The organism is Alkalihalophilus pseudofirmus (assembly GCF_029094545.1).
GTDB classification, from domain to species: domain Bacteria; phylum Bacillota; class Bacilli; order Bacillales; family Bacillaceae_D; genus Alkalihalophilus; species Alkalihalophilus pseudofirmus.
The window spans coordinates 2,752,851-2,772,249 of record NZ_CP117835.1 but is presented as its reverse complement, the minus strand read 5'-3'; the positions used below and the strand labels follow the sequence as shown (position 1 = coordinate 2,772,249).

The 19,399-nt window shown below is 38.4% G+C and carries 21 protein-coding genes; 12 read left to right on the top strand and 9 right to left on the bottom strand.

The window, feature by feature from the left end; all coding sequences use genetic code 11:
- Positions 1–59: 59 nt before the first annotated feature.
- The 4 genes from PQ478_RS14800 to PQ478_RS14785 all read left to right on the top strand — a co-directional run bounded on the left by PQ478_RS14800 (position 60) and on the right by PQ478_RS14785 (position 3,406).
- Positions 60–956, top strand: a complete 897-nt coding sequence (locus PQ478_RS14800) for an AEC family transporter (protein WP_012959580.1) — start codon at positions 60–62, stop codon at positions 954–956.
- Positions 957–1,058: 102 nt separating this feature from the next.
- Complete coding sequence (dapD, locus tag PQ478_RS14795) at positions 1,059–1,775, top strand: 2,3,4,5-tetrahydropyridine-2,6-dicarboxylate N-acetyltransferase (RefSeq protein WP_012959579.1); 717 nt, start codon at positions 1,059–1,061, stop codon at positions 1,773–1,775.
- Between the two features lie 142 nt (positions 1,776–1,917).
- On the top strand, positions 1,918–3,039 hold the full coding sequence (locus tag PQ478_RS14790) for an N-acetyldiaminopimelate deacetylase (RefSeq protein ID WP_289234713.1): 1,122 nt from the start codon (positions 1,918–1,920) through the stop codon (positions 3,037–3,039).
- A 112-nt stretch (positions 3,040–3,151) separates the two neighbouring features.
- Entirely contained in the window at positions 3,152–3,406 is a 255-nt protein-coding gene (locus tag PQ478_RS14785; RefSeq protein WP_012959577.1) for a YkuS family protein, read from the top strand.
- A 98-nt stretch (positions 3,407–3,504) separates the two neighbouring features.
- On the opposite strand, the gene PQ478_RS14780 is transcribed toward PQ478_RS14785, so the two are convergent.
- The 3 genes from PQ478_RS14780 to PQ478_RS14770 all read right to left on the bottom strand — a co-directional run bounded on the left by PQ478_RS14780 (position 3,505) and on the right by PQ478_RS14770 (position 5,269).
- Positions 3,505–3,993, bottom strand: coding sequence for a spore coat protein (locus PQ478_RS14780; protein ID WP_012959576.1), 489 nt, complete (start codon positions 3,991–3,993; stop codon positions 3,505–3,507).
- A 137-nt stretch (positions 3,994–4,130) separates the two neighbouring features.
- The gene (locus tag PQ478_RS14775; RefSeq protein ID WP_012959575.1) at positions 4,131–4,301 is read right to left on the bottom strand and encodes a hypothetical protein; all 171 of its coding nucleotides are present in this window, start codon (positions 4,299–4,301) and stop codon (positions 4,131–4,133) included.
- A gap of 134 nt (positions 4,302–4,435) precedes the next feature.
- Positions 4,436–5,269 carry a mechanosensitive ion channel family protein gene (locus PQ478_RS14770; protein WP_083633338.1) on the bottom strand — a complete coding sequence of 278 codons (834 nt, stop codon included), beginning with the start codon at positions 5,267–5,269 and terminating at the stop codon, positions 4,436–4,438.
- Positions 5,270–5,599: 330 nt separating this feature from the next.
- Between PQ478_RS14770 and PQ478_RS14765 the strand changes: the two genes are divergently transcribed.
- Positions 5,600–6,151 (top strand): peroxiredoxin, encoded by a 552-nt coding sequence (locus tag PQ478_RS14765; protein WP_289234712.1) that lies wholly within the window; start codon positions 5,600–5,602, stop codon positions 6,149–6,151.
- 171 nt (positions 6,152–6,322) lie between these two features.
- The gene (locus tag PQ478_RS14760) at positions 6,323–6,988 is read left to right on the top strand and encodes a potassium channel family protein (RefSeq protein WP_012959572.1); all 666 of its coding nucleotides are present in this window, start codon (positions 6,323–6,325) and stop codon (positions 6,986–6,988) included.
- A gap of 34 nt (positions 6,989–7,022) precedes the next feature.
- On the opposite strand, the gene rnjA is transcribed toward PQ478_RS14760, so the two are convergent.
- From rnjA to PQ478_RS14740, 4 genes are all read right to left on the bottom strand, one after another.
- A complete protein-coding gene (gene rnjA / locus PQ478_RS14755) occupies positions 7,023–8,690 on the bottom strand; it encodes a ribonuclease J1 (RefSeq protein ID WP_012959571.1) in 1,668 nt (555 codons plus the stop codon).
- Between the two features lie 3 nt (positions 8,691–8,693).
- Positions 8,694–8,903 (bottom strand): DNA-dependent RNA polymerase subunit epsilon, encoded by a 210-nt coding sequence (locus tag PQ478_RS14750; protein ID WP_012959570.1) that lies wholly within the window; start codon positions 8,901–8,903, stop codon positions 8,694–8,696.
- A gap of 465 nt (positions 8,904–9,368) precedes the next feature.
- Positions 9,369–9,908: a peptide deformylase gene (gene def / locus PQ478_RS14745; protein ID WP_012959569.1), complete on the bottom strand. Its 540-nt coding sequence runs from the start codon at positions 9,906–9,908 to the stop codon at positions 9,369–9,371.
- Between the two features lie 111 nt (positions 9,909–10,019).
- On the bottom strand, positions 10,020–10,202 hold the full coding sequence (locus PQ478_RS14740) for a YjcZ family sporulation protein (RefSeq protein WP_012959568.1): 183 nt from the start codon (positions 10,200–10,202) through the stop codon (positions 10,020–10,022).
- A 267-nt stretch (positions 10,203–10,469) separates the two neighbouring features.
- Here PQ478_RS14740 and PQ478_RS14735 point away from each other — a divergent pair, with 267 nt between their 5' ends.
- The 6 genes from PQ478_RS14735 to PQ478_RS14710 all read left to right on the top strand — a co-directional run bounded on the left by PQ478_RS14735 (position 10,470) and on the right by PQ478_RS14710 (position 16,982).
- Positions 10,470–11,126, top strand: a complete 657-nt coding sequence (locus tag PQ478_RS14735; protein ID WP_289234711.1) for a YkyA family protein — start codon at positions 10,470–10,472, stop codon at positions 11,124–11,126.
- 514 nt (positions 11,127–11,640) lie between these two features.
- Entirely contained in the window at positions 11,641–12,726 is a 1,086-nt protein-coding gene (gene pdhA, locus PQ478_RS14730) for a pyruvate dehydrogenase (acetyl-transferring) E1 component subunit alpha (RefSeq protein WP_012959566.1), read from the top strand.
- Between the two features lie 3 nt (positions 12,727–12,729).
- The gene (locus tag PQ478_RS14725; protein WP_012959565.1) at positions 12,730–13,707 is read left to right on the top strand and encodes an alpha-ketoacid dehydrogenase subunit beta; all 978 of its coding nucleotides are present in this window, start codon (positions 12,730–12,732) and stop codon (positions 13,705–13,707) included.
- Between the two features lie 102 nt (positions 13,708–13,809).
- Complete coding sequence (locus PQ478_RS14720) at positions 13,810–15,111, top strand: dihydrolipoamide acetyltransferase family protein (protein ID WP_289234710.1); 1,302 nt, start codon at positions 13,810–13,812, stop codon at positions 15,109–15,111.
- 3 nt (positions 15,112–15,114) lie between these two features.
- Positions 15,115–16,524, top strand: a complete 1,410-nt coding sequence (gene lpdA, locus PQ478_RS14715) for a dihydrolipoyl dehydrogenase (RefSeq protein ID WP_012959563.1) — start codon at positions 15,115–15,117, stop codon at positions 16,522–16,524.
- Positions 16,525–16,679: 155 nt separating this feature from the next.
- Positions 16,680–16,982, top strand: a complete 303-nt coding sequence (locus PQ478_RS14710; RefSeq protein ID WP_012959562.1) for a hypothetical protein — start codon at positions 16,680–16,682, stop codon at positions 16,980–16,982.
- Between the two features lie 41 nt (positions 16,983–17,023).
- Here the strand turns inward: PQ478_RS14710 and PQ478_RS14705 are convergent, their stop codons facing one another.
- Both PQ478_RS14705 and PQ478_RS14700 read right to left on the bottom strand, forming a co-directional pair.
- Positions 17,024–17,422: a hypothetical protein gene (locus PQ478_RS14705; RefSeq protein ID WP_012959561.1), complete on the bottom strand. Its 399-nt coding sequence runs from the start codon at positions 17,420–17,422 to the stop codon at positions 17,024–17,026.
- A gap of 197 nt (positions 17,423–17,619) precedes the next feature.
- Positions 17,620–19,236 (bottom strand): glycine betaine uptake BCCT transporter, encoded by a 1,617-nt coding sequence (locus tag PQ478_RS14700; RefSeq protein WP_289234709.1) that lies wholly within the window; start codon positions 19,234–19,236, stop codon positions 17,620–17,622.
- Positions 19,237–19,399 lie beyond the last annotated feature (163 nt).

The following is a 19,399-nucleotide window of genomic DNA, read 5'->3' as shown; positions in this document are numbered from 1 at the left end:
TTGAAGTAGATTTATTTGAATAAGAGAATATGAATAAAAATAAAAAAGAAGGCGTTATAATGACTATATTCATTCATGTCATGTTACCTGTATTACTTGTCTTTGTACTTGGTTTCTTGATACAAAAGTGGAAGCAGGTAGATATCAAACCGATTTCTACTGTTGCTATTTATGTTATGACCCCTTGTCTTGTATTTCGCACCTTTTATACATCAGAGCTGAATTTACAGTATGTCTATATGGTTACGTTTGCTATGGCATTGTTATTTGGTTTAATTTTCATTAACAAGCTATATGCAAAGATTAGAAGACTATCAACTTCTGAAGAGAGCGGGATGATCCTAGCCACTGCCTTTATGAATTCAGGAAATTACGGCGCGCCTATTATCCTTTTTGCATACGGTGAAGCGGGATTTGCTTATTCTGTATCATTTATGGTTCTACAAGCGATTATAATGAACTTTTTTGGGGTGTATTACGCAGCGAAAGGTAAAGACGGCATAAAGATTGCTAAGAAGGCTGTACTTGCTATGCCGGCAACGTATGCTGTAATTGTTGCGCTGCTATTTAATGTGTTAGCACTAGAGATGCCAAATCCATTAATATTGACGATCGATATGATAGCTGAGGCAACTGTACCAACTGTGATGCTTATATTAGGAATGCAGCTAGCACTTATTAAGTGGGGAGATTTTGATTGGCCTAATCTTTCTTTTGGATTTTTGACAAGATTGTTTATTTCACCTGCTTTAGCTTTTCTAATTTTACTATTTCTTCCTGTTGACCCGCTCCTGAGTAAAGTATTAATTGTATCTGCCGCTATGCCGTCAGCTGCAACGATTGTTATGTATGCGGTCCAATTCCAAGCAGAACCTAGACTTGTTTCAAGTATTACTCTTATGACAACAATAGGCAGTGTACTGACCATTACAGGGTTGCTTATTTGGTTAGGGTAAAATGGATTTTCTTTAACTTTATCAGCAACATCATTGCAATTTTGTACAGGTTTCTTTATCATAATGAAGAAGTGTTTTATAAAGATGTAGGAGGTTTTTTACGTGAAAATGATGGATGCTAATGAAATTATTCAATTTATTTCAAACAGTCAAAAGAAGACACCGGTAAAAGTACATATTAAAGGTGAAATTGAAGGAATCGATTTTGGTGCAAATACAAAATCATTCGTTACAGGAAATACAGGCGTATTATTTGGTGAGTGGGAAGAAATTGAACCGGCTTTAAAAGAAAATGAAGCAAAAATTGAAGATTTTGTTGTAGAAAATGACCGTCGCAATTCAGCTATTCCGCTTCTTGATATGAAAAACATCAAAGCACGCATTGAGCCAGGTGCTATCATTCGTGATCAAGTAGAGATCGGTGATAATGCTGTTATCATGATGGGTGCAAGTATTAACATTGGTTCAGTTGTTGGTGAAGGTACAATGATCGATATGAACGCTGTACTTGGTGGACGAGCTACAGTAGGGAAGAACTGTCACGTTGGTGCAGGTTCTGTCTTAGCTGGAGTTATTGAGCCGCCTTCTGCAAAGCCTGTTGTTGTAGAAGACGATGTAGTGATTGGTGCTAACTGTGTTATCCTTGAAGGGGTTACAGTAGGTAAGGGAGCTGTAGTAGCAGCTGGAGCTATTGTAACAGAGGATGTACCTCCAAACACGGTAGTAGCAGGTACACCAGCTCGCGTGATTAAAGAGATTGATGAAAAAACAAAAGGTAAAACGGAGATCAAGCAAGAACTTCGCCGCCTTAACGATTAATAATTAGGAAAGAAAGCAGCTTTGCTCTATATTTTAGAGCAAAGCTCTTTTTCCATTTCCATACATTCACTATCCTCCAACTGAAGACAAGTCGATGATATAATTAGAAGAGATAGTTATTAAAAGAAAGGGGAGGGGCCTTTTGAATGCTTCAGACCTTATTAAAATAAGAAGAGATTTACATCAAATTCCTGAGATTGGATTTAATGAATTTAAGACGCAAGCTTACTTACTTAATAAAATTAATGAGCTGCCTCAAAACTTCTTAGAGATCAAAACGTGGAGAACGGGTATTTTAGTTAAGGTGAATGGTAGTCACTCTGAAAAAACCATTGCGTACCGTGCTGATATTGACGGACTTCCAATAAAAGAGAGAACAAATTGTATAGGTTATCAATCTACTCATGATGGATTTATGCATGCCTGCGGACATGATTTTCATATGACCATCGCGCTAGGGGTCCTTGGCTACTATAGTAACAACCAGCCTGCCCATAACCTCCTCTTTATTTTTCAACCGGCTGAAGAAGGTCCAGGGGGAGCGGAACCTATGCTCAGCTCTCAAGAACTTCGTGAGTGGTGGCCTGATGAGATCATGGCCTTACATATTGCACCTGAATACCCGGTAGGAACGATTTCCACGAGAGTCGGTATGCTTTTTGCCAATACTTCTGAGCTATTTATTACTTTGAGGGGGAAGGGAGGGCACGCAGCCTATCCCCACACGGCAAATGACATGGTTGTGGCAGCAAGTCATTTAGTTACTCAGTTACAGAGTGTTGTCTCACGAAATATTAACCCGCTTGATGCAGGTGTAGTGACAATCGGTGTCATTAAAGGTGGTACAAAGCAAAATATTATTGCAGAAGAGGCGACTATTGAAGGGACCATACGTACAAAGTCCATGGAGACAATGCAGATTATTAAACAGAGAATTGAGCAATTGGTGCAAGGAGTAGAAGTGGGTTTTACATGTAAAGCTTCCATTGACTATGGCGCAAATTATTGCCAAGTATATAATGAACAAGAAAGAACAGAAGAATTTATAGAGTTTACAAAAAATCGTCCAGAAGCAGTATTTATTGAGAGTCCTGAAGCTATGACAGGTGAAGATTTCGGTTATTTTCTAGAAGAAATTCCTGGATTTATGTTTTGGTTAGGGGTAAATAATCAATATGGCCTCCATGATGCTAGATTAGAACCAGATGAAGAAGCGATCGAATTTGCTGTCCATCATTTAATTAGTTTTATCAATACAAAATAAGTTCACGGTTTTCATTTGCCTTATCTTTTTAAATGAGTAAGATATACATACTTTGGTGAATGTTGGTTACTCTATAGATGTAACAATTTATATTCATACGGAGGTGTATCTGATGCCGAAAATTGGTGTCGAACAATCGCTTACAGATGTACAACAAGAACTTCAATCTAAGGGGTATGAGATCGTTCAATTAAGAAATGAACAAGATTCACAAGGCTGTGACTGTTGCGTCATTACAGGCCAAGATCAAAATGTAATGGGTATGCAAAATGCGGCTTTTGATGGGTCAGTTATTAACGCTGATGGAATGACGGCTCAAGATGTTTGTCAGCAAGTAGAAGCTAAACTAGGACGTCAGCAGCAATAAAGGAAAAGGACTTCGATTGGTCAATCGAAGTCCTTTTTTCCACGAAAGCCTAGAAAAAAATGCAGGCACTCATATAGCTGCCTGCATATAATGCAGTATTACAGATCCAAGTTAACAAGTAACGCTATCAATAACTGAACTAAAAGTTGAATATTTGCTGTAACTTGTGCATCTGTAGTTATAACCTCAACATTATGGCTATTCTCAATCACTGTTTTTTGATAAGAGAGTTGTTTGAGTTTAGCCGTTTGTAATAAATCTTGTGTAACTAGCTCTGCAGTTTCACCATTATCAAATGCAAGACGTACTACGATCGCAATGGCTGCTTGTAAGGATGCTTGAAGTGATAATGCTGCTTTCACATCAGTAGAGATGACATTAACATCGGTAGAATCCTTAATGATGATATGTTCCTCTGATAATTGTAAAGTCTTATTTGCTTGAGCAGCACCTTGTTCTACATTTTCTTGGTTATCGATGTCATTTGCATCACAAATTCGGTGGTTCGAAGCTGCATCTAGAGCAGACCACCTTCTGTTATTTGTTTGGGCTGCTGCTTCTCCGTTGTAAACATACATTCTTTTCATGGTTTTTCCTCCTTTCGAGTTATAGTTCAGCATATGTAAGAAAAGGAAGATGGTCTGGACAGATTAACAGAGGAAAAAGCACAAAATAAAAACCACTCTCACATAGAGAATGGTTTGTCCGTAGGTTGTTCTAGAATTTATTTCTTTTTATCTAGAAATTGCTCTACTTCTGCTTGAATATTTTCTACAATGGCACGGATCTCACGCTTTTGTTCAGAACTGATATTGTCTAAGTTGAGGTCAGCCTGATGCTTTTTTAATACATTTTTAACCATGAGGTTAATTAGATCACGTTGATGTTTCCCCATTTTTACCCTCCTTACATAATAGGAATACTATAAACGTATGAAACTTTCACCAAAGGGTGTTAGGTATTAAATCTAATTTCGTCATAAAGAAAAAAGGAAGGCTGTGTGAGCCTTCCTTTGATGTGGAGAACAAGTTATTTTTTTTCAATATAAACTTGATGAGGATAAGGTATTTCTATATTATTTGCATCTAATGCTTCTTTTAGTTCCTTACGCAGTTTTCGTTCAACAGCCCATTGCATCATATTTTCTGTTTTGGCAATCACTCGAATGACTACATCAGAGTCCCCAAGTCCTTGGACGCCGATCACGTTAGGACCTTCTTTAATTGTTTCATCCTCTAAAGCAATCTTGTCACATACCGATTGCATAACAGCAATTGCTTCATCAATATTATCATCATAAGAAATACTCATATCAATTAACGCACGCATGTTACCGCGGGAGTGATTGCTGACACTTGAGATCTCTCTATTTGGTACAAAGTGGAGCGTTCCATCAAATCCGCGAATTTGAGTCGTGCGAAGGCCTACTTCTTCTACCACTCCATCAATACCAGCGGCAGTTACGTAATCATCTACGTCAATCTGTTTTTCTAGAAGTAAAAAGAAACCTGTTACTACATCACTTACAAGACCTTGAGCTCCAAAACCAATCGCAAGACCTACAACCCCGGCACCCGCTATTAAACCTCCGATGGGCAGCTCAAAAATTCCTGCTATGATCGTTACGAAGACAAAAATTAATATGTAGGAAAAAATATTTAGAGTTAATTTCTCGAGGGTTTTCATTCTTCCATGAGTCATGTTTTTTTGAGCCTGCATTCTTTCAAAACCGGAACTAATAATTCTCCTACCAATTGCACGAACAATTAAAAATGCAATAATGGCAATAAAAAGCTGTCCGATTACTAATAAAACAGCTGTTAAAAATGCTCCTTCTGTTAAATAACTGGTCCATTGATCCAATTTACCCACTCCTGACATTCTGTTCTCTAATTTAGTAATAACCTATTGCGACTAAATAAAACGCGTATTTAACCGAATACGTTAAAAATCGTAGCATAAGTCCAATTAAACTACAAATTAGAAACCACTCTCTTTTGTATGGAAAGATTGAGAAATATTCATACAGCAGGTGTAGGCAAGAGCGTGAATGATTCGTTTACTTACGGGTGAAAATAGTAAAGAGTCAGCGTTTAAGGGTTATGGTTATAATAGTTTATTCAACTATTGTTTAGTGTTTTTGTTGTCATAAAAATGAATAAAAAGTTCAACTATTTTTAGGAGGTACTACATATGTCAGATAAGCGTATGGTTGCAAAGCAAGCCCCGCGATTTGAAATGGATGCGGTGATGCCAAACAAAGAATTTTCTAAAGTAAGCCTTGAAGATAATATGAAAGATGATAGGTGGACCGTGCTTTTCTTTTACCCAATGGACTTTACGCATGTTTGTCCGACAGAAATTATATCTTTAAGTGATCGATACGAGAAATTTGATGACTTAGATGCTGAAATAATTGGTGTATCAACTGATACCATTCATACTCATAAAGCATGGATCAACACCTCGCGTGATGATAATGGTCTTGGCGAGTTGAAATATCCATTAGCGGCAGATACAAATCATATAGTATCGCGTGAATATGGTGTGCTGATTGAAGAAGAAGGGATTGCTCTTCGGGGTCTATTCATCATAAGTCCAGAGGGAGAGTTAATGTATTCAGTTGTAAATCATAACAATGTCGGTCGAGATGTAGATGAAACCCTACGTGTCCTGCAAGCACTGCAAACAGGGGAACTCTGTCCAGCAAATTGGAAGCCTGGTCAGAAAACACTTTCATTATAAGATTTAAACCATAATGATGATTTAGCTTTCATGTTAGACTTTTTTTCGCTTATTCCACAAATAATCGTGTGTTAGAGACAAAAGAATAGTCATGCTAAAGACCTCTCTTCAAAGAGGTCTTTTTATTTTGCCTGGAAAATATGATGAGATAGGTCCTATTGGAGGTGATGTATGAAGAGGCAATTTGCTGTCATTGGTTTGGGGCGTTTTGGAGGGAGCGTTTGTTGTGCTCTTATTGAACAAGGAGTAGAAGTGTTAGCGATTGATCAGTGTGAAGCAAAAGTCAATCAATATCGTGATGTAGTGACCCATGCGGTAGTGGCTGATTCGACTGATGAACAAGCATTAAGGCATCTCGGAATACGTAATTTTGAACATGTCATTGTTGCGATTGGTGATAATATTCAAGCTAGTATTTTAACAACACTGATTCTCGATGAATTAGGGGTAGAGCATATCACAGTTAAAGCACAAAATGATTATCATGAAAAAGTGCTCGTAAAAATAGGAGCAGAGAGGATTGTCCACCCGGAAAGAGATATGGGTGCTAGAATCGCTCATCATTTGATGTCTAAAAACGTACTTGATTATCTAGAAGTCTCTGATAAGTATAGTATTATAGAGATGTTTGCTGGAAGTAAAATGCATGCAAAAACACTTGTCGAGTTAAATGTGCGGGCTTCGTTCGGCTGTAATGTAATGGCTATAAAGCGTGGAGCAGAAATGATTGTTTCACCTAAAGCAGACCAATTGATACAGCAAGATGACCTTCTTATTGTGCTTGGAGCAGATGAAGATATTAAGAGGTTTGAACAGATGTTTGATGATACCAAATAAAAGCGGATATCATTTGATATCCGCTCGTACTTTCTTACACTTCCATAATAATTGGTAAGATCATTGGTTTACGTTTTGTTCTCTCATATAAAAACGGTCCTAAAAGATCTGTCATTTCATTTTTAATTTCGGACCATTGCGATGTTTTTCTTGCCATGACCTCATCAAGGTGCTTGCTTAGCAGCTTTTGAGCTTCATGTATTAAGTCACTGGATTCACGCATGTACACAAATCCGCGTGAAATAATGTCTGGCCCCGCCGTCACCTTGAATTCTTTCATATCCAGACTTACTACTACAACGACAAGTCCTTCCTCAGAAAGAATTCGACGATCACGCAATACAATGTTGCCAATATCACCAATACCGTTTCCATCTACATAGACTGAGCTAGATGGGATTTTCCCTACAATACCAGCCTCATTAGGGTGAATAGCTAATACATCACCATTATCCATAATAAAGCAGTTCTTTTCTTCCACACCGCAATCCGTTGCTAGTTTCACATGCATTTTTAACATGCGGTATTCTCCGTGGATCGGCATGAAATATTGCGGCTTCATTAAGCGAAGCATTAATTTTTGCTCTTCTTGCCCGCCATGACCTGACGTGTGAATATCACTTAATGCTCCGTGAATCACGTTTGCGCCAGCACGGTAAAGTTGATTAATTGTCTTACTCACGCTCAATGTATTACCTGGGATAGGGGAAGAAGAAAACACAACTGTATCTCCAGGAATAATTTGAATTTGACGGTGCGTCCCAAAAGCAATTCTTGAAAGAGCTGCCATTGGTTCTCCTTGTGAACCTGTACATAAAATCGTAACTTGATTGTCTGGCAGTTTGTTTAACTGCGAAGGTTCAATGAAGGTATTTTTAGGAGCTTTAATGTAACCAAGCTCTTGGCCGATTGTCAAAGCATTTTCCATGCTGCGTCCAAACACCGCTACTTTTCTACCGTGCTCCACTGAAGCTTCAACCACTTGCTGCAATCGATGAATGTTTGAAGCGAATGTAGCAAAGATTACGCGGCCATCGACTTTTCTGAAGATGGAATCGATACTTTCGCCAACTTTACGCTCCGACATTGTAAATTCAGGAATTTCACTGTTTGTACTATCAGATAATAAACAAAGAACACCTTCTTCACCGATCTTTGCCATCTTAGTTAAGTTGGCTGGTTCTCCTACAGGTGTAAAGTCGAATTTGAAATCCCCTGTGTGAACAACATTTCCTGGAGGTGTCTTCACGACAATTCCGTATGAGTCTGGGATACTATGCGTTGTTCTAAAAAATGTAACAGAAGTTTTGGTGAACTTAACCACTTGATCTTCATGGATTTCATGAAGTTTAGCTTTACGTAATAACCCATGTTCTTCAAGTTTACCTTTTAATAAACCAAGAGCAAGCTTACCGCCATAAATTGGGATATTAACAGCTCTTAATAAATAAGGGATTCCACCGATATGGTCTTCGTGTCCGTGAGTAATAAAAAGGCCTTTAATTTTATCTTCATTTTTTACTAAGAAAGAATAATCAGGAATTACGTAATCAATACCAAGAAGCTCGTCCTCTGGAAACTTTATTCCGGCATCAATAAGAATAATTTCATCCTGAAACTGCACAGCATAGGTATTCTTACCGATCTCACCTAATCCGCCTAATGCAAATACAGCTGTTTGATTGTTTTTCATTTGTTTCATTTGTTAGATAGACTCCACTTTAAAGTCTTCATGTTGTTTTTCATACTCAAGATATGCCCCAGAGACAGGTGTAACGAATTCAATATTATATTCACGAGGTACGAGTTTTTTACGTACATCGGATTCTGATTCACCTTCGACATAAATAGTTTCTGTTAATTCACGCACTGGAACTTGGTGAAAGTTCTTTTGGAAATATACTTTAAAAATCATAAATAAAACCTCTCCTTAACGTTGGTTATATTTTCATTATAAAGCAAATGCCGCTCTTTTTCATGTTTTTCTTTTAAAGTAGCATCAGCCAAGTAAATGCAAAGAACCAAACGTTGAATTCTAAACGATATTTTCATCTATGGAAAATAGACATAAATGGCTTGTCTAATCCTTAACCAGTCATTCATGTCATTCTCGTCAGAATAAAAAAGAGTTATACTTCCAACAAACGATTTTTTGGTAAAAGATGACGACAGCCTTTAAGCAGTTTTTTACGAATACGCTTTAACATAATAGGTCCTCCTTTAGTTCTTGTTTGACGAACGAAGCGCCAATCGATATATTTTTATACCTTTAGTATGTGTCGTCGAATTATTGTTTTTCGAGGTAAAATATGGGAGAGGTAATCCTGCCATTGGATTAAAGAAGAAAAAGAAAAAAAGGAAGCCCGGGTTGAGCATCCTTTTATGGTAATTCTTTTTTAAATGGGTCTTTAAAACCTTCTATTCGATCATAAAACATAATTCCGTTTAAATGGTCCATTTCATGTTGAAAAACAATGGAAACAAGCCCGCGAAGACGTAAGGTAACTTCCTCTCCGTCAAGATTGGTTCCTTTAACAGTGATCCTGGCATATCTTGGAACAATCCCAGGTATGTCACGGTCAACTGATAAGCACCCTTCGCCGCTTTCTAGATGCGTTTCTTCAACAGAATGGCTTATAATCTTCGGATTAAATAACCCCATACTGTATAAATTGTCATTGTCATCAGCAACATGAACAGCAAACATTCTTTTTGCGATGCCGATTTGAGGGGCAGCGATCCCGACACCTGGACGTAATTGATATTTCTCTGAAAGCTCCGGGTCTTGACTATTGATGACAAAGTCAAGCATGCGCTGCAATGTTTCTTTATCTTCCTTTGAAGCAGGAAGAGGAACTTCTTTAGCAACTTCTCTTAATACGGGATGTCCCTCACGGACTACATCCTTCATCGTAAGCATGTATGTATCACTCCTTTTATTTCTATTCTTACTTTAAGAAGAATAAACTGAAATAGCAAGTTATTTTGAAAGAAAAAAGAGCAAGCACAAGGCTCACTCTCGTTGTACTAATTAGCAGCAGTGTCCGCCGTGACCAAAGCGAGACGCACCCACGATAATCAATAGGATGAATAATACTACGATTAACGCGAAGCCTTTACCGCATCCGCCACCTGCATAACCTGCTACTGGTGCACCATAACCGTATCCACATGGATCGTAACAACCTTGACCGCCATAATTGTATCCGTACATTTGAATTCCTCCTTTTTGTTGAAAGCCATCGCATCAGGTGCGACTCACTATCTACTCTATGCAGAACCTAGGTGGGTGGTTGGATGAATGCCCATTTTTCAAAAAAAGATTAAAAAAACTAAAATACAGGCACATAACTATATTTTTTGGACATAGAGTTTAATTAGATGTTATTTCCACAATGGTTAACACTTGTTATTTATTGTCGGTTCATATACTGTTTTAGGTAGCTAAAGACAGTTAATAGGTTAGGGGGAAACCGGATTTATGTTTAGGAAAAGATACGGATTTGTTTCGTTAGCAATAGCGGTTGGGCTGCTTGCTGGGTGTGGCAGCAGTGCGACTGAAACGATTTATGAACATTTAGAGAGTGCAGTCGAACTAGAAGAACCATTTGTATCAAATCAACAAGCACTTCAAGAAGCGGAAGAAAAAGAATATGAGCTGTATGAACAAATGATTACGATGGGGACAGATGATTTAGTTGAGATTGAGCAGCTTGCAGATGAAGCAATAACATCTATTGAACAAAGAGAAGAGCTCATAGAAGAGGAAAAAGAAAGTATTGAACAAAGCAAAGAGGAATTTGACCGGATCAATGAAGCAGCAACTGAGTTGGATCAAGAAGAATTAGTCGAGCTTGTTACTCGTTTAGAAGAAGAAATGAATAATCGATTTGATGCGTATCATGGTTTATATACAAATTACATAGAAGCAATGGGTGAGGATCGTACGTTGTTTGAGCTGTTAAAGGATGAAGAGTTATCAATAGATGAGCTTCAAGCGCAGATAAACACAGTAAATGAGCAATATGAAGTGGTAGAACAATACAAAGAAAGCTTTAATGAACATACACAAAAGTACAATCAATTAAAACGAGATTTCTATGAAAAAGCGGAGTTAGAAGTTCAGTATGAAGAGTGAACTTTTAGTTCGCTTTTTTTCTTGTTTCAAAAGCAAGGGCGATGAAACGCCTTTAACAAGAATGATTATAAGGTGGAAAGGGGTATCTGTATTATTCTTTTGACGATTGACCTATAACACAGTTTTTTTAGTAGAACGAAATGTTTGTGAAAAAATATGCAAAGAAAACGATAAACAAAAGGATTGACGGATTTAGATTTAGTGTTGTAGACTTAATTCCGAAAGAATAATTGTATTAATTTGATTTAGATTAGACTAATACAGGAGACGTGTTAGCTTATCTATATTGATTAAGCAATCGTGAAAAGTTACATAATTCGACAAAAACTACATATATACCCGAAAAACTTTCTAGAAAAACGTTTTATTCATACAAAAGAAGGTTATTTAACTTCTATGAATGGGTATCCTAATGAAGAGTTTTGCCGAAGAGATAATCAACAAGACTGTTTCAGATGAAGACTATATTCACGATTGTGTGAATTTGCTAAAAGAAAGGTAGAGGTGAAGGTAGATGAGTACAAAAACGTTAGAGCAAGTTGAAAATCAATTTGAAACGTTTCAGATTTTAAACGAAGAAGGCGAAATTGTTAACGAAGCTGCAATGCCTGAACTAAGTGATGAAGAGCTGCAAGAGATTATGAAGCGTATGGTTTATACACGTATTTGGGACCAACGTGCAATCTCATTAAACCGTCAAGGGCGTTTAGGTTTCTATGCACCAGTTGCTGGTCAAGAAGCTTCAATGCTTGGTTCTCAATTTGCGCTTGATAAAGAGGATTGGATCCTTCCAGGTTACCGTGATATTCCGCAAATTGTATTCCACGGTCTTCCATTACACCAAGCATTCTTATGGTCACGCGGACACTATGGCGGCGGTGAGATTCCTGATGGCTTGAATATTATGGTGCCTCAAATTATCATCGGTGCTCAAATCATTCAAACAGCTGGTGTGGCATTAGGCCTTAAACGTAAAAAGAAAAATAACATTGCGATCACTTACACAGGTGACGGCGGTGCATCTCAAGGTGACTTCTACGAAGGAATGAACTTTGCTGGTGCATATAACGCTCCTGCTGTATTTATCGTTCAAAATAACCGTTTTGCAATTTCTGTACCAGTTGAAAAGCAATCTGCTGCTAAGACGATTGCTCAAAAAGCAGTAGCTGCTGGTATTGAAGGAATTCAAGTTGATGGTATGGATGTACTTGCTGTTTATGCTGCAACAAAACAAGCTCGTGAGCGTGCATTAGCTGGTGATGGTCCAACACTTATTGAAACAATGACATATCGTTATGGTCCACATACAATGGCTGGTGACGATCCTACTCGTTACCGTTCTTCAGATCTTGATGATGAGTGGACAAAAAAGGATCCATTAGTACGTTTCCGTAAATTCCTAGAAGGTAAAGGGTTATGGACAGAAGAGCAAGAGAATGAAGTTGTAGATAAAGCAAAAGAAGATATTAAAGATGCAATGAAGAAAGCGGACAGCACTCCAAAACAAAAAGTCACTGACTTAATTGGTTTTATGTTTGAAGAGCTTCCAGCTAACCTTCGTGAACAAATGGAAGAGTACACAGCAAAGGAGTCGAAGTAAGCGATGGCACAAATGACAATGATCCAAGCGATTACGGATGCTATGCGTAATGAGCTTAAGAATAACGAAGATGTTCTTGTGTTTGGAGAAGACGTTGGTCAAAACGGTGGGGTTTTCCGTGCGACTGAAGGCTTACAAAAAGAATTCGGTGAAGAGCGCGTATTCGATACACCTCTTGCTGAGTCTGGTATTGGTGGTTTGGCTATTGGTCTTGGTCTTACTGGTTTCCGTCCGGTAATGGAAGTACAATTCTTTGGTTTCGTGTTTGAAGTATTCGATTCAATCGCAGGTCAAATGAACAGACTTCGTTACCGTACAGCAGGTAAGCAGCATGCACCAATTACTGTACGTTCACCATTTGGCGGTGGAGTAAAAACGCCTGAAATGCACGCAGACAGCTTAGAAGGACTTATGGCTCAAACTCCTGGTTTAAAAGTGGTTATTCCTTCAACTCCATACGATGCAAAAGGATTATTAATTTCTGCGATCCGTGATAACGATCCAGTTGTTTACTTAGAGCACATGAAACTTTATCGTTCATTCCGTGGAGAAGTTCCTGAAGAGGAGTACACAATTGAATTAGGTAAAGCTGATGTGAAGCGTGAAGGTAAAGATGTTTCTATTATCACATACGGCGCGATGGTTCACTCTTCTCTAAAAGCAGCAGAAGAGCTTGAAAAAGAAGGAATCGATGCTGAAGTTATCGATTTAATGACGATCAGCCCGCTAGATATTGATACAATTATTGCATCTGTTGAGAAAACAAACCGTGCAATCGTAGTGCAAGAAGCTCAAAAGGCAGCTGGAATCGCAGCAAACGTGGTAGCTGAAATCACTGAGCGTGCAATTCTTAGTCTTGAAGCTCCAGTTCTTCGCGTTGCTGCACCTGATACGGTTTATCCGTTTGCTGCAGTAGAAGATGAGTGGTTACCTGATTATCAAGAAATAATTGAAGCAGCTAAGAAAGTTGTTAACTTCTAATTATTAAACATAGACAAGCATTGAGAAGGAAAGATGAACGTCTTTCCTTTTCACTCATTTTAATATTTCATGTAAATGGTTAAATAAAGGAGGCACTTCAAAGTGGCATATGAATTTAAACTGCCTGATATTGGTGAAGGAATTCACGAAGGTGAAATTGTAAAATGGTTTGTAAAACCAGGCGATGAAATTAAAGAAGATGATATTCTTTTAGAAGTTCAAAATGATAAAGCAGTTGTTGAGATCCCTTCTCCAGTTGACGGGAAAGTTCTCGAAGTGAAAGTTGAAGAAGGAACAGTAAGCATAGTTGGTGATGTTCTTGTAACAATTGACGCTGGTGATGCAAACCCTGCTGAAGAAAGTGCTTCACAAGAAGAAGCAGAGCCTGCAAAGGAAGAGCCAAAGGAAGAACCAAAAGAAGAGAAAAAAGAAGAAACTCCTAAAGCTGACAATACGAATGATGACAACGACGACACACGTGTTATTGCGATGCCTTCAGTTCGTAAGTTTGCACGTGAAAAAGGTGTAAACATCAAGCAAGTAAGCGGTACGGGTAAAAATGGCCGTATTCTGAAAGAAGATATTGAAAACCACCTAAACGGCGGCGGTGCAGACACTGCTTCTGATGCTAAAGTAGAAACTGCTGATACTAAACAAGATCAAGCAGCTGCTAAGAGTGAACCAACGGCAATTCCAGCTGGCGAAATGGAAGAGCGTGTACCATTCAAAGGTGTACGTAAAGCTATTGCAAAAGCAATGGTTAACTCGAAGCACACTGCTCCTCATGTTACTCACATGGATGAAGTAGAGGTTTCAGCTTTAGTTACTCACCGTAAGCAATATAAAGAAATCGCAGCTGAGCAAGGTACTAAGCTTACTTATTTACCATATGTAGTGAAGGCACTTACAGCTGCATTACGTAAATACCCTGCATTAAATGCGTCAATCGATGATGCAAATGATGAGATTGTTTACAAAAAGTACTTCAACATCGGTATCGCAGCGGATACAGAGCACGGTTTATTCGTCCCTGTAGTTAAAGATGCGGATCGTAAATCTATTTTTGCATTAGCGGATGAAATTAATGAGTTGGCAGTTAAAGCTCGTGATGGTAAACTTAGTGGTGCAGAAATGAAGGGCGGATCAGCAACAATTTCTAATGTTGGTTCTGCTCGTGGTCTATGGTTTACACCAGTTATCAATCACCCAGAAGTTGCTATTCTAGGTATTGGTCGTATTGAAGAGAAGCCAGTCGTTAAAAATGGCGAGATTGTAGCCGCGCCAGTGTTGGCTCTTTCTATTAGCTATGACCACCGTTTAATTGATGGCGTAACAGCTCAGAATGCTCTAAACCACGTTAAGCGTCTGTTAAATGATCCACAATTACTATTAATGGAGGGGTAATGAATGGTTGTTGGAGATTTCGCAAATGAAGTAGACACACTTGTCATTGGTTCAGGTCCAGGAGGATATGTTGCAGCAATCCGTGCAGCCCAACTCGGACAAAAAGTAACGATCGTTGAAAAAGGAACTCTTGGAGGGGTATGTCTTAATGTAGGTTGTATCCCATCAAAAGCACTTATCTCAGCTGGACACCGTTATCACAATGCTAAGCATTCTGAGGATATGGGAGTTACTGCAGAAGGCGTTTCAATCAACTTTGATAAAGTTCAAGAGTGGAAAGGCTCTGTCGTTAAGAAATTAACAGGCGGTGTTGAAGGCCTTCTTAAAGGAAACAAAGTTGAGATCGTACAAGGGGAAGCATACTTTGCTTCTGAGAACTCTGTACGTATTATGGACGAGAAAAGTTCGCAAACATACAACTTCAAAAATTGTATCATTGCAACAGGTTCTAGCCCGATTGAACTTCCTAGCTTCAAATACACTGAGCGTGTTATCAACTCAACAGGAGCTCTTGCTCTTAAAGAAGTACCTAAGAAAATGGTTGTAATCGGTGGTGGATACATTGGTATCGAGCTTACTGGTGCATATTCTAACATGGGTACTGAAGTAGTAGTTCTAGAAGGCGGCAAACAAATCCTTCCTGGCTTCGAAAAGCAAATGAGTAAACTTGTTGAGAAGAGACTTAAAAAGAACGGTGTTGCATTCCATACCGAAGCTCTAGCTAAAGGCGTGGAAGAAACAGAAAACGGCGTTAAAGTTACAGCTGAAGTTAAAGGGAAAGAAGAAGTGTTTGAAGCAGACTATGTTCTTGTAACAGTTGGTCGTAAACCAAACACTGAAGAGCTTGGCCTTGAACAAATCGGTGTGGAAATGACAGAACGCGGTTTAATTAAAACGGACAAGCAATGTCGTACAAATGTAAGCAACATCTACGCAATTGGTGACATTATTGAAGGTCCTGCATTAGCACACAAAGCTTCTTACGAAGGTAAGATTGCAGCTGAAGCTATTGCTGGTGAAAAATCAGAAATTGATTACTTAGCTATTCCGGCTGTTGTATTCTCTGATCCAGAGCTTGCTACAGTTGGTTACAGTGAACAAGAAGCAAAAGATGCAGGCTATGATATCGTAGCAGCTAAGTTCCCATTTGCAGCTAACGGACGTGCTCTATCTCTTAACGATACTGATGGCTTTATGAAGCTAATCACTCGTAAAGAAGATGGACTAGTGATCGGAGCTCAAATTGCTGGACCAAATGCTTCTGATATGATTGCAGAACTTGGACTTGCAATTGAAACGGGCATGACAGCTGAAGATATTGCTCTTACTATTCATGCGCATCCTTCATTAGGTGAGATCACAATGGAAGCTGCTGAAGTTGCTATTGGTACACCTATTCACATTGTAAAATAACTTTCTTAAAAGCCACTTGTTTTCAAGTGGCTTTTTTCTTTTTTTAATTCACATTTGACAACTCGGATTAATATGATTTATAGTAAGACTAAGGTAACTGATCGGACAACCGAAGGGACTCCTAAATACGTCTTAAATCTTAATGAGGTGATCGTATGAAACATAAATCTCTCTTTAAATGGACGCTGGATGCCTTAACATCCTTCGGGCAAGTTCCACTACCTATTCTCTTTTCAAATCAGTTTATGAAGAAATATACGGCTTATAATGAGTGGAATGAATGGGTCGCACAAAGCAATCAAAATATCATTACCATTAAGGACTTTGAAGTAGAAGATGAAAGTTGGACGCAATTTATCCAACATTCAACGGCGTTCTCTAGTGGAAAAGAGATGATTGAAGCAGCTGAAGAATTTTATTTCTCTCAACGACCATACGGACCGTTTCCAATCATATAAAAAAGGATGCTTCTTTTGAAGCATCCTTTTTTTCATTACAGCTATAATTCTAATTGGTTTTTTTGAGTATTAATCATATTTGTTAGGTTAGATATAATATTATCTTTTCTCTGCGGTCCTTCTAGTCTTAAATGTATATGTTCACCACTTAAAATGAGCATCGTCGGAAACGTTTCAATGTCATACTGTTTGACCTTATCCTTGTCTTCAGCTTCTATTACATAAAATGAAGAAAGTTGTTCAGGGTGATTTGTTTGAAACTCTAATAAAGCGTCGTAATACGTGTGTTCTTTATCTATAGCTTTAGGGTCAGAAAAGAATAAAGTGACCATATTAGATTCTTCGTAAAATGGTTGGTTGCCTTCATTTGAAGCAGAAGAGACACAGGCTGATAACATGAATATTGGGGCAAGAAGCATTGATAAAAGTAGCTTTTCCATGTATGTCACTTCCTTGCATAAAATATCCGTTAAAGTAAGATACCTCATTTTAGCATGGATCAAACCTTATTAGAGCAGGCGTAATAGAACTGTAAACGAAAAGCAAAGACTATGACAAAGAGTTCGATGATAAAGGGGAAATTGAGAATTAATTAATAAAAAAAGAGTGCATCTTTTTTGGATGCACTCTTTTAACCTTATTTTTTCTTTTTATTTGCCGTTTTTTCTTCTTTAAAAAGTATTTTCTCTTGCTTTAGCTTTTCTCTTTCTTGTTTTAACTCAAATCGTTCTTGTCTAATACGTTCTTTTTCTGTTGCTAGAGTAGGCTTTTCTTCTTTTAATGCTTTCATGACTGATATAATCATAAAGATCATAATCACTGTAAAAGGCAGAGCCGCGATAATGGCTGCGGTTTGCAAAGCTCCGAGTCCTTCTGGAGAAGTTAATAAAACAGCTGCAGAAGCTGAAATAATTAACCCCCACACGAATTTCACAGAGTTAGGCGGGTTTAAGCTTCCATTCGTTGTCTGCATTCCAAGAACAACTGTAGCAGAGTCCGCAGATGTAACAAAGAATGAAGAAATTAAGAAAACCGCCACGATAGACATGATTAGACCAAGAGGAAATTGTTCTAATACAGCAAATAAAGCTACTTCCATACCTGAGTCTGTCATAATACCGTTAATATCGGCAATTCCTTCACGCTGCATATAAATTCCTGTTCCGCCAAAAACACTGAACCATAATGCGCCAAACGTAGCGGGAACAGCAAGAACCCCAATAACAAATTCTCTAATGGTACGACCTCGTGAAACCCGTGCGATAAACGTTCCTACAAAAGGAGCCCAAGAGATCCACCAAGCCCAGTAGAAGATCGTCCATCCTTCAACCCAGCTTGTCTCTGCATTGTAAACGTCTAATCTAAAACTCATGCCAACCAGGTTTTGAATATAACTGCCTACACCCTGAGTAAACACACCCATAATATAGCTTGTAGGTCCTAAGAATAAGACAAATAACAAAAGAATAACTGCTAAATATACATTTGTCTTACTCAAAATTCGAATCCCTTTATTTAACCCTGTTTGGGCAGAAACCATAAATAGAACAGTGACAATTAATATGACAATTAATTGGAGTGCAGCATCACTGAAATTTCCTAGCCCGGGGATAAGATAAGCAAGACCAGCAGAAATTTGGGCAGCACCAAAGCCAAGGGATGTAGCAACCCCGAAAATAGTCGCAAATACAACAATGACATTAATTGTCGTACCAATTTTCCCGTTCACTCTATCACCTAATAGAGGTTGGAAAACAGCACTCATAATACCTGGAGCACCTTTTCTGAATTTGAAATAAGCTAGTGCTAGGGCAACGACAGAATAAATCGCCCAAGGATGTAATCCCCAGTGGAAAATCGAGTACCTCATAGCTTCTCCGGCAGCGGCATTTGAAGCGGGATCAGCACTCGGGGGTTCAAAGAAATGATACATAGGCTCAGACACACCCCAAAAAACAAGCCCAATCCCCATACCAGCTGTAAATAAGAATGAGAACCATGTGAGGTAATTGTATTCAGGCTTTTCATCAGGTTTACCAAGTTTAATTTTTCCGTAAGGACTAAAGATCAAATAAAGAGAAAAGATTAAAAATCCTGTAGCGGCAAGCAGGTAAAACCAGCCTAATTCGTTTGTGATAAATCCTTGTGTACTTGAAGTAACAGCTTCAAGATTTTCAGGGGCAACTACACCCCAAACAATAAAAGCAAAAGCTATAGCGACAGAAATAATAAAAACAGGCGTAAGCTTTTTCATTCATATCACCTTCCTATTCAGTTTTAGTGGCTACAAATTAGTAGTACCAATTTTGGACGTTGGAACAAATTGTTTCGATAATCCTGTTAAGTATAAGCCTGCCCTTTGTATGTGCGTAAAATCACAATCTCTAAACTAACATATCTTTGGGCTAAATAACAAC

What these genes read in the sequence shown, in the direction of transcription:
- PQ478_RS14740 (WP_012959568.1), bottom strand. Translation starts at nt 10,202, where the DNA reads ATGTACGGATACAATTATGGCGGTCAAGGTTGTTACGATCCATGTGGA.
- PQ478_RS14725 (WP_012959565.1), top strand. Translation starts at nt 12,730, where the DNA reads ATGGCACAAATGACAATGATCCAAGCGATTACGGATGCTATGCGTAAT.
- lpdA (WP_012959563.1), top strand. Translation starts at nt 15,115, where the DNA reads ATGGTTGTTGGAGATTTCGCAAATGAAGTAGACACACTTGTCATTGGT.
- PQ478_RS14760 (WP_012959572.1), top strand. Translation starts at nt 6,323, where the DNA reads ATGAAGAGGCAATTTGCTGTCATTGGTTTGGGGCGTTTTGGAGGGAGC.
- pdhA (WP_012959566.1), top strand. Translation starts at nt 11,641, where the DNA reads ATGAGTACAAAAACGTTAGAGCAAGTTGAAAATCAATTTGAAACGTTT.
- PQ478_RS14700 (WP_289234709.1), bottom strand. Translation starts at nt 19,236, where the DNA reads ATGAAAAAGCTTACGCCTGTTTTTATTATTTCTGTCGCTATAGCTTTT.
- PQ478_RS14780 (WP_012959576.1), bottom strand. Translation starts at nt 3,993, where the DNA reads ATGAAAAGAATGTATGTTTACAACGGAGAAGCAGCAGCCCAAACAAAT.
- PQ478_RS14705 (WP_012959561.1), bottom strand. Translation starts at nt 17,422, where the DNA reads ATGGAAAAGCTACTTTTATCAATGCTTCTTGCCCCAATATTCATGTTA.
- PQ478_RS14765 (WP_289234712.1), top strand. Translation starts at nt 5,600, where the DNA reads ATGTCAGATAAGCGTATGGTTGCAAAGCAAGCCCCGCGATTTGAAATG.
- PQ478_RS14775 (WP_012959575.1), bottom strand. Translation starts at nt 4,301, where the DNA reads ATGGGGAAACATCAACGTGATCTAATTAACCTCATGGTTAAAAATGTA.
- rnjA (WP_012959571.1), bottom strand. Translation starts at nt 8,690, where the DNA reads ATGAAACAAATGAAAAACAATCAAACAGCTGTATTTGCATTAGGCGGA.
- PQ478_RS14785 (WP_012959577.1), top strand. Translation starts at nt 3,152, where the DNA reads ATGCCGAAAATTGGTGTCGAACAATCGCTTACAGATGTACAACAAGAA.
- PQ478_RS14710 (WP_012959562.1), top strand. Translation starts at nt 16,680, where the DNA reads ATGAAACATAAATCTCTCTTTAAATGGACGCTGGATGCCTTAACATCC.
- PQ478_RS14800 (WP_012959580.1), top strand. Translation starts at nt 60, where the DNA reads ATGACTATATTCATTCATGTCATGTTACCTGTATTACTTGTCTTTGTA.
- PQ478_RS14750 (WP_012959570.1), bottom strand. Translation starts at nt 8,903, where the DNA reads ATGATTTTTAAAGTATATTTCCAAAAGAACTTTCACCAAGTTCCAGTG.
- PQ478_RS14735 (WP_289234711.1), top strand. Translation starts at nt 10,470, where the DNA reads ATGTTTAGGAAAAGATACGGATTTGTTTCGTTAGCAATAGCGGTTGGG.
- def (WP_012959569.1), bottom strand. Translation starts at nt 9,908, where the DNA reads ATGCTTACGATGAAGGATGTAGTCCGTGAGGGACATCCCGTATTAAGA.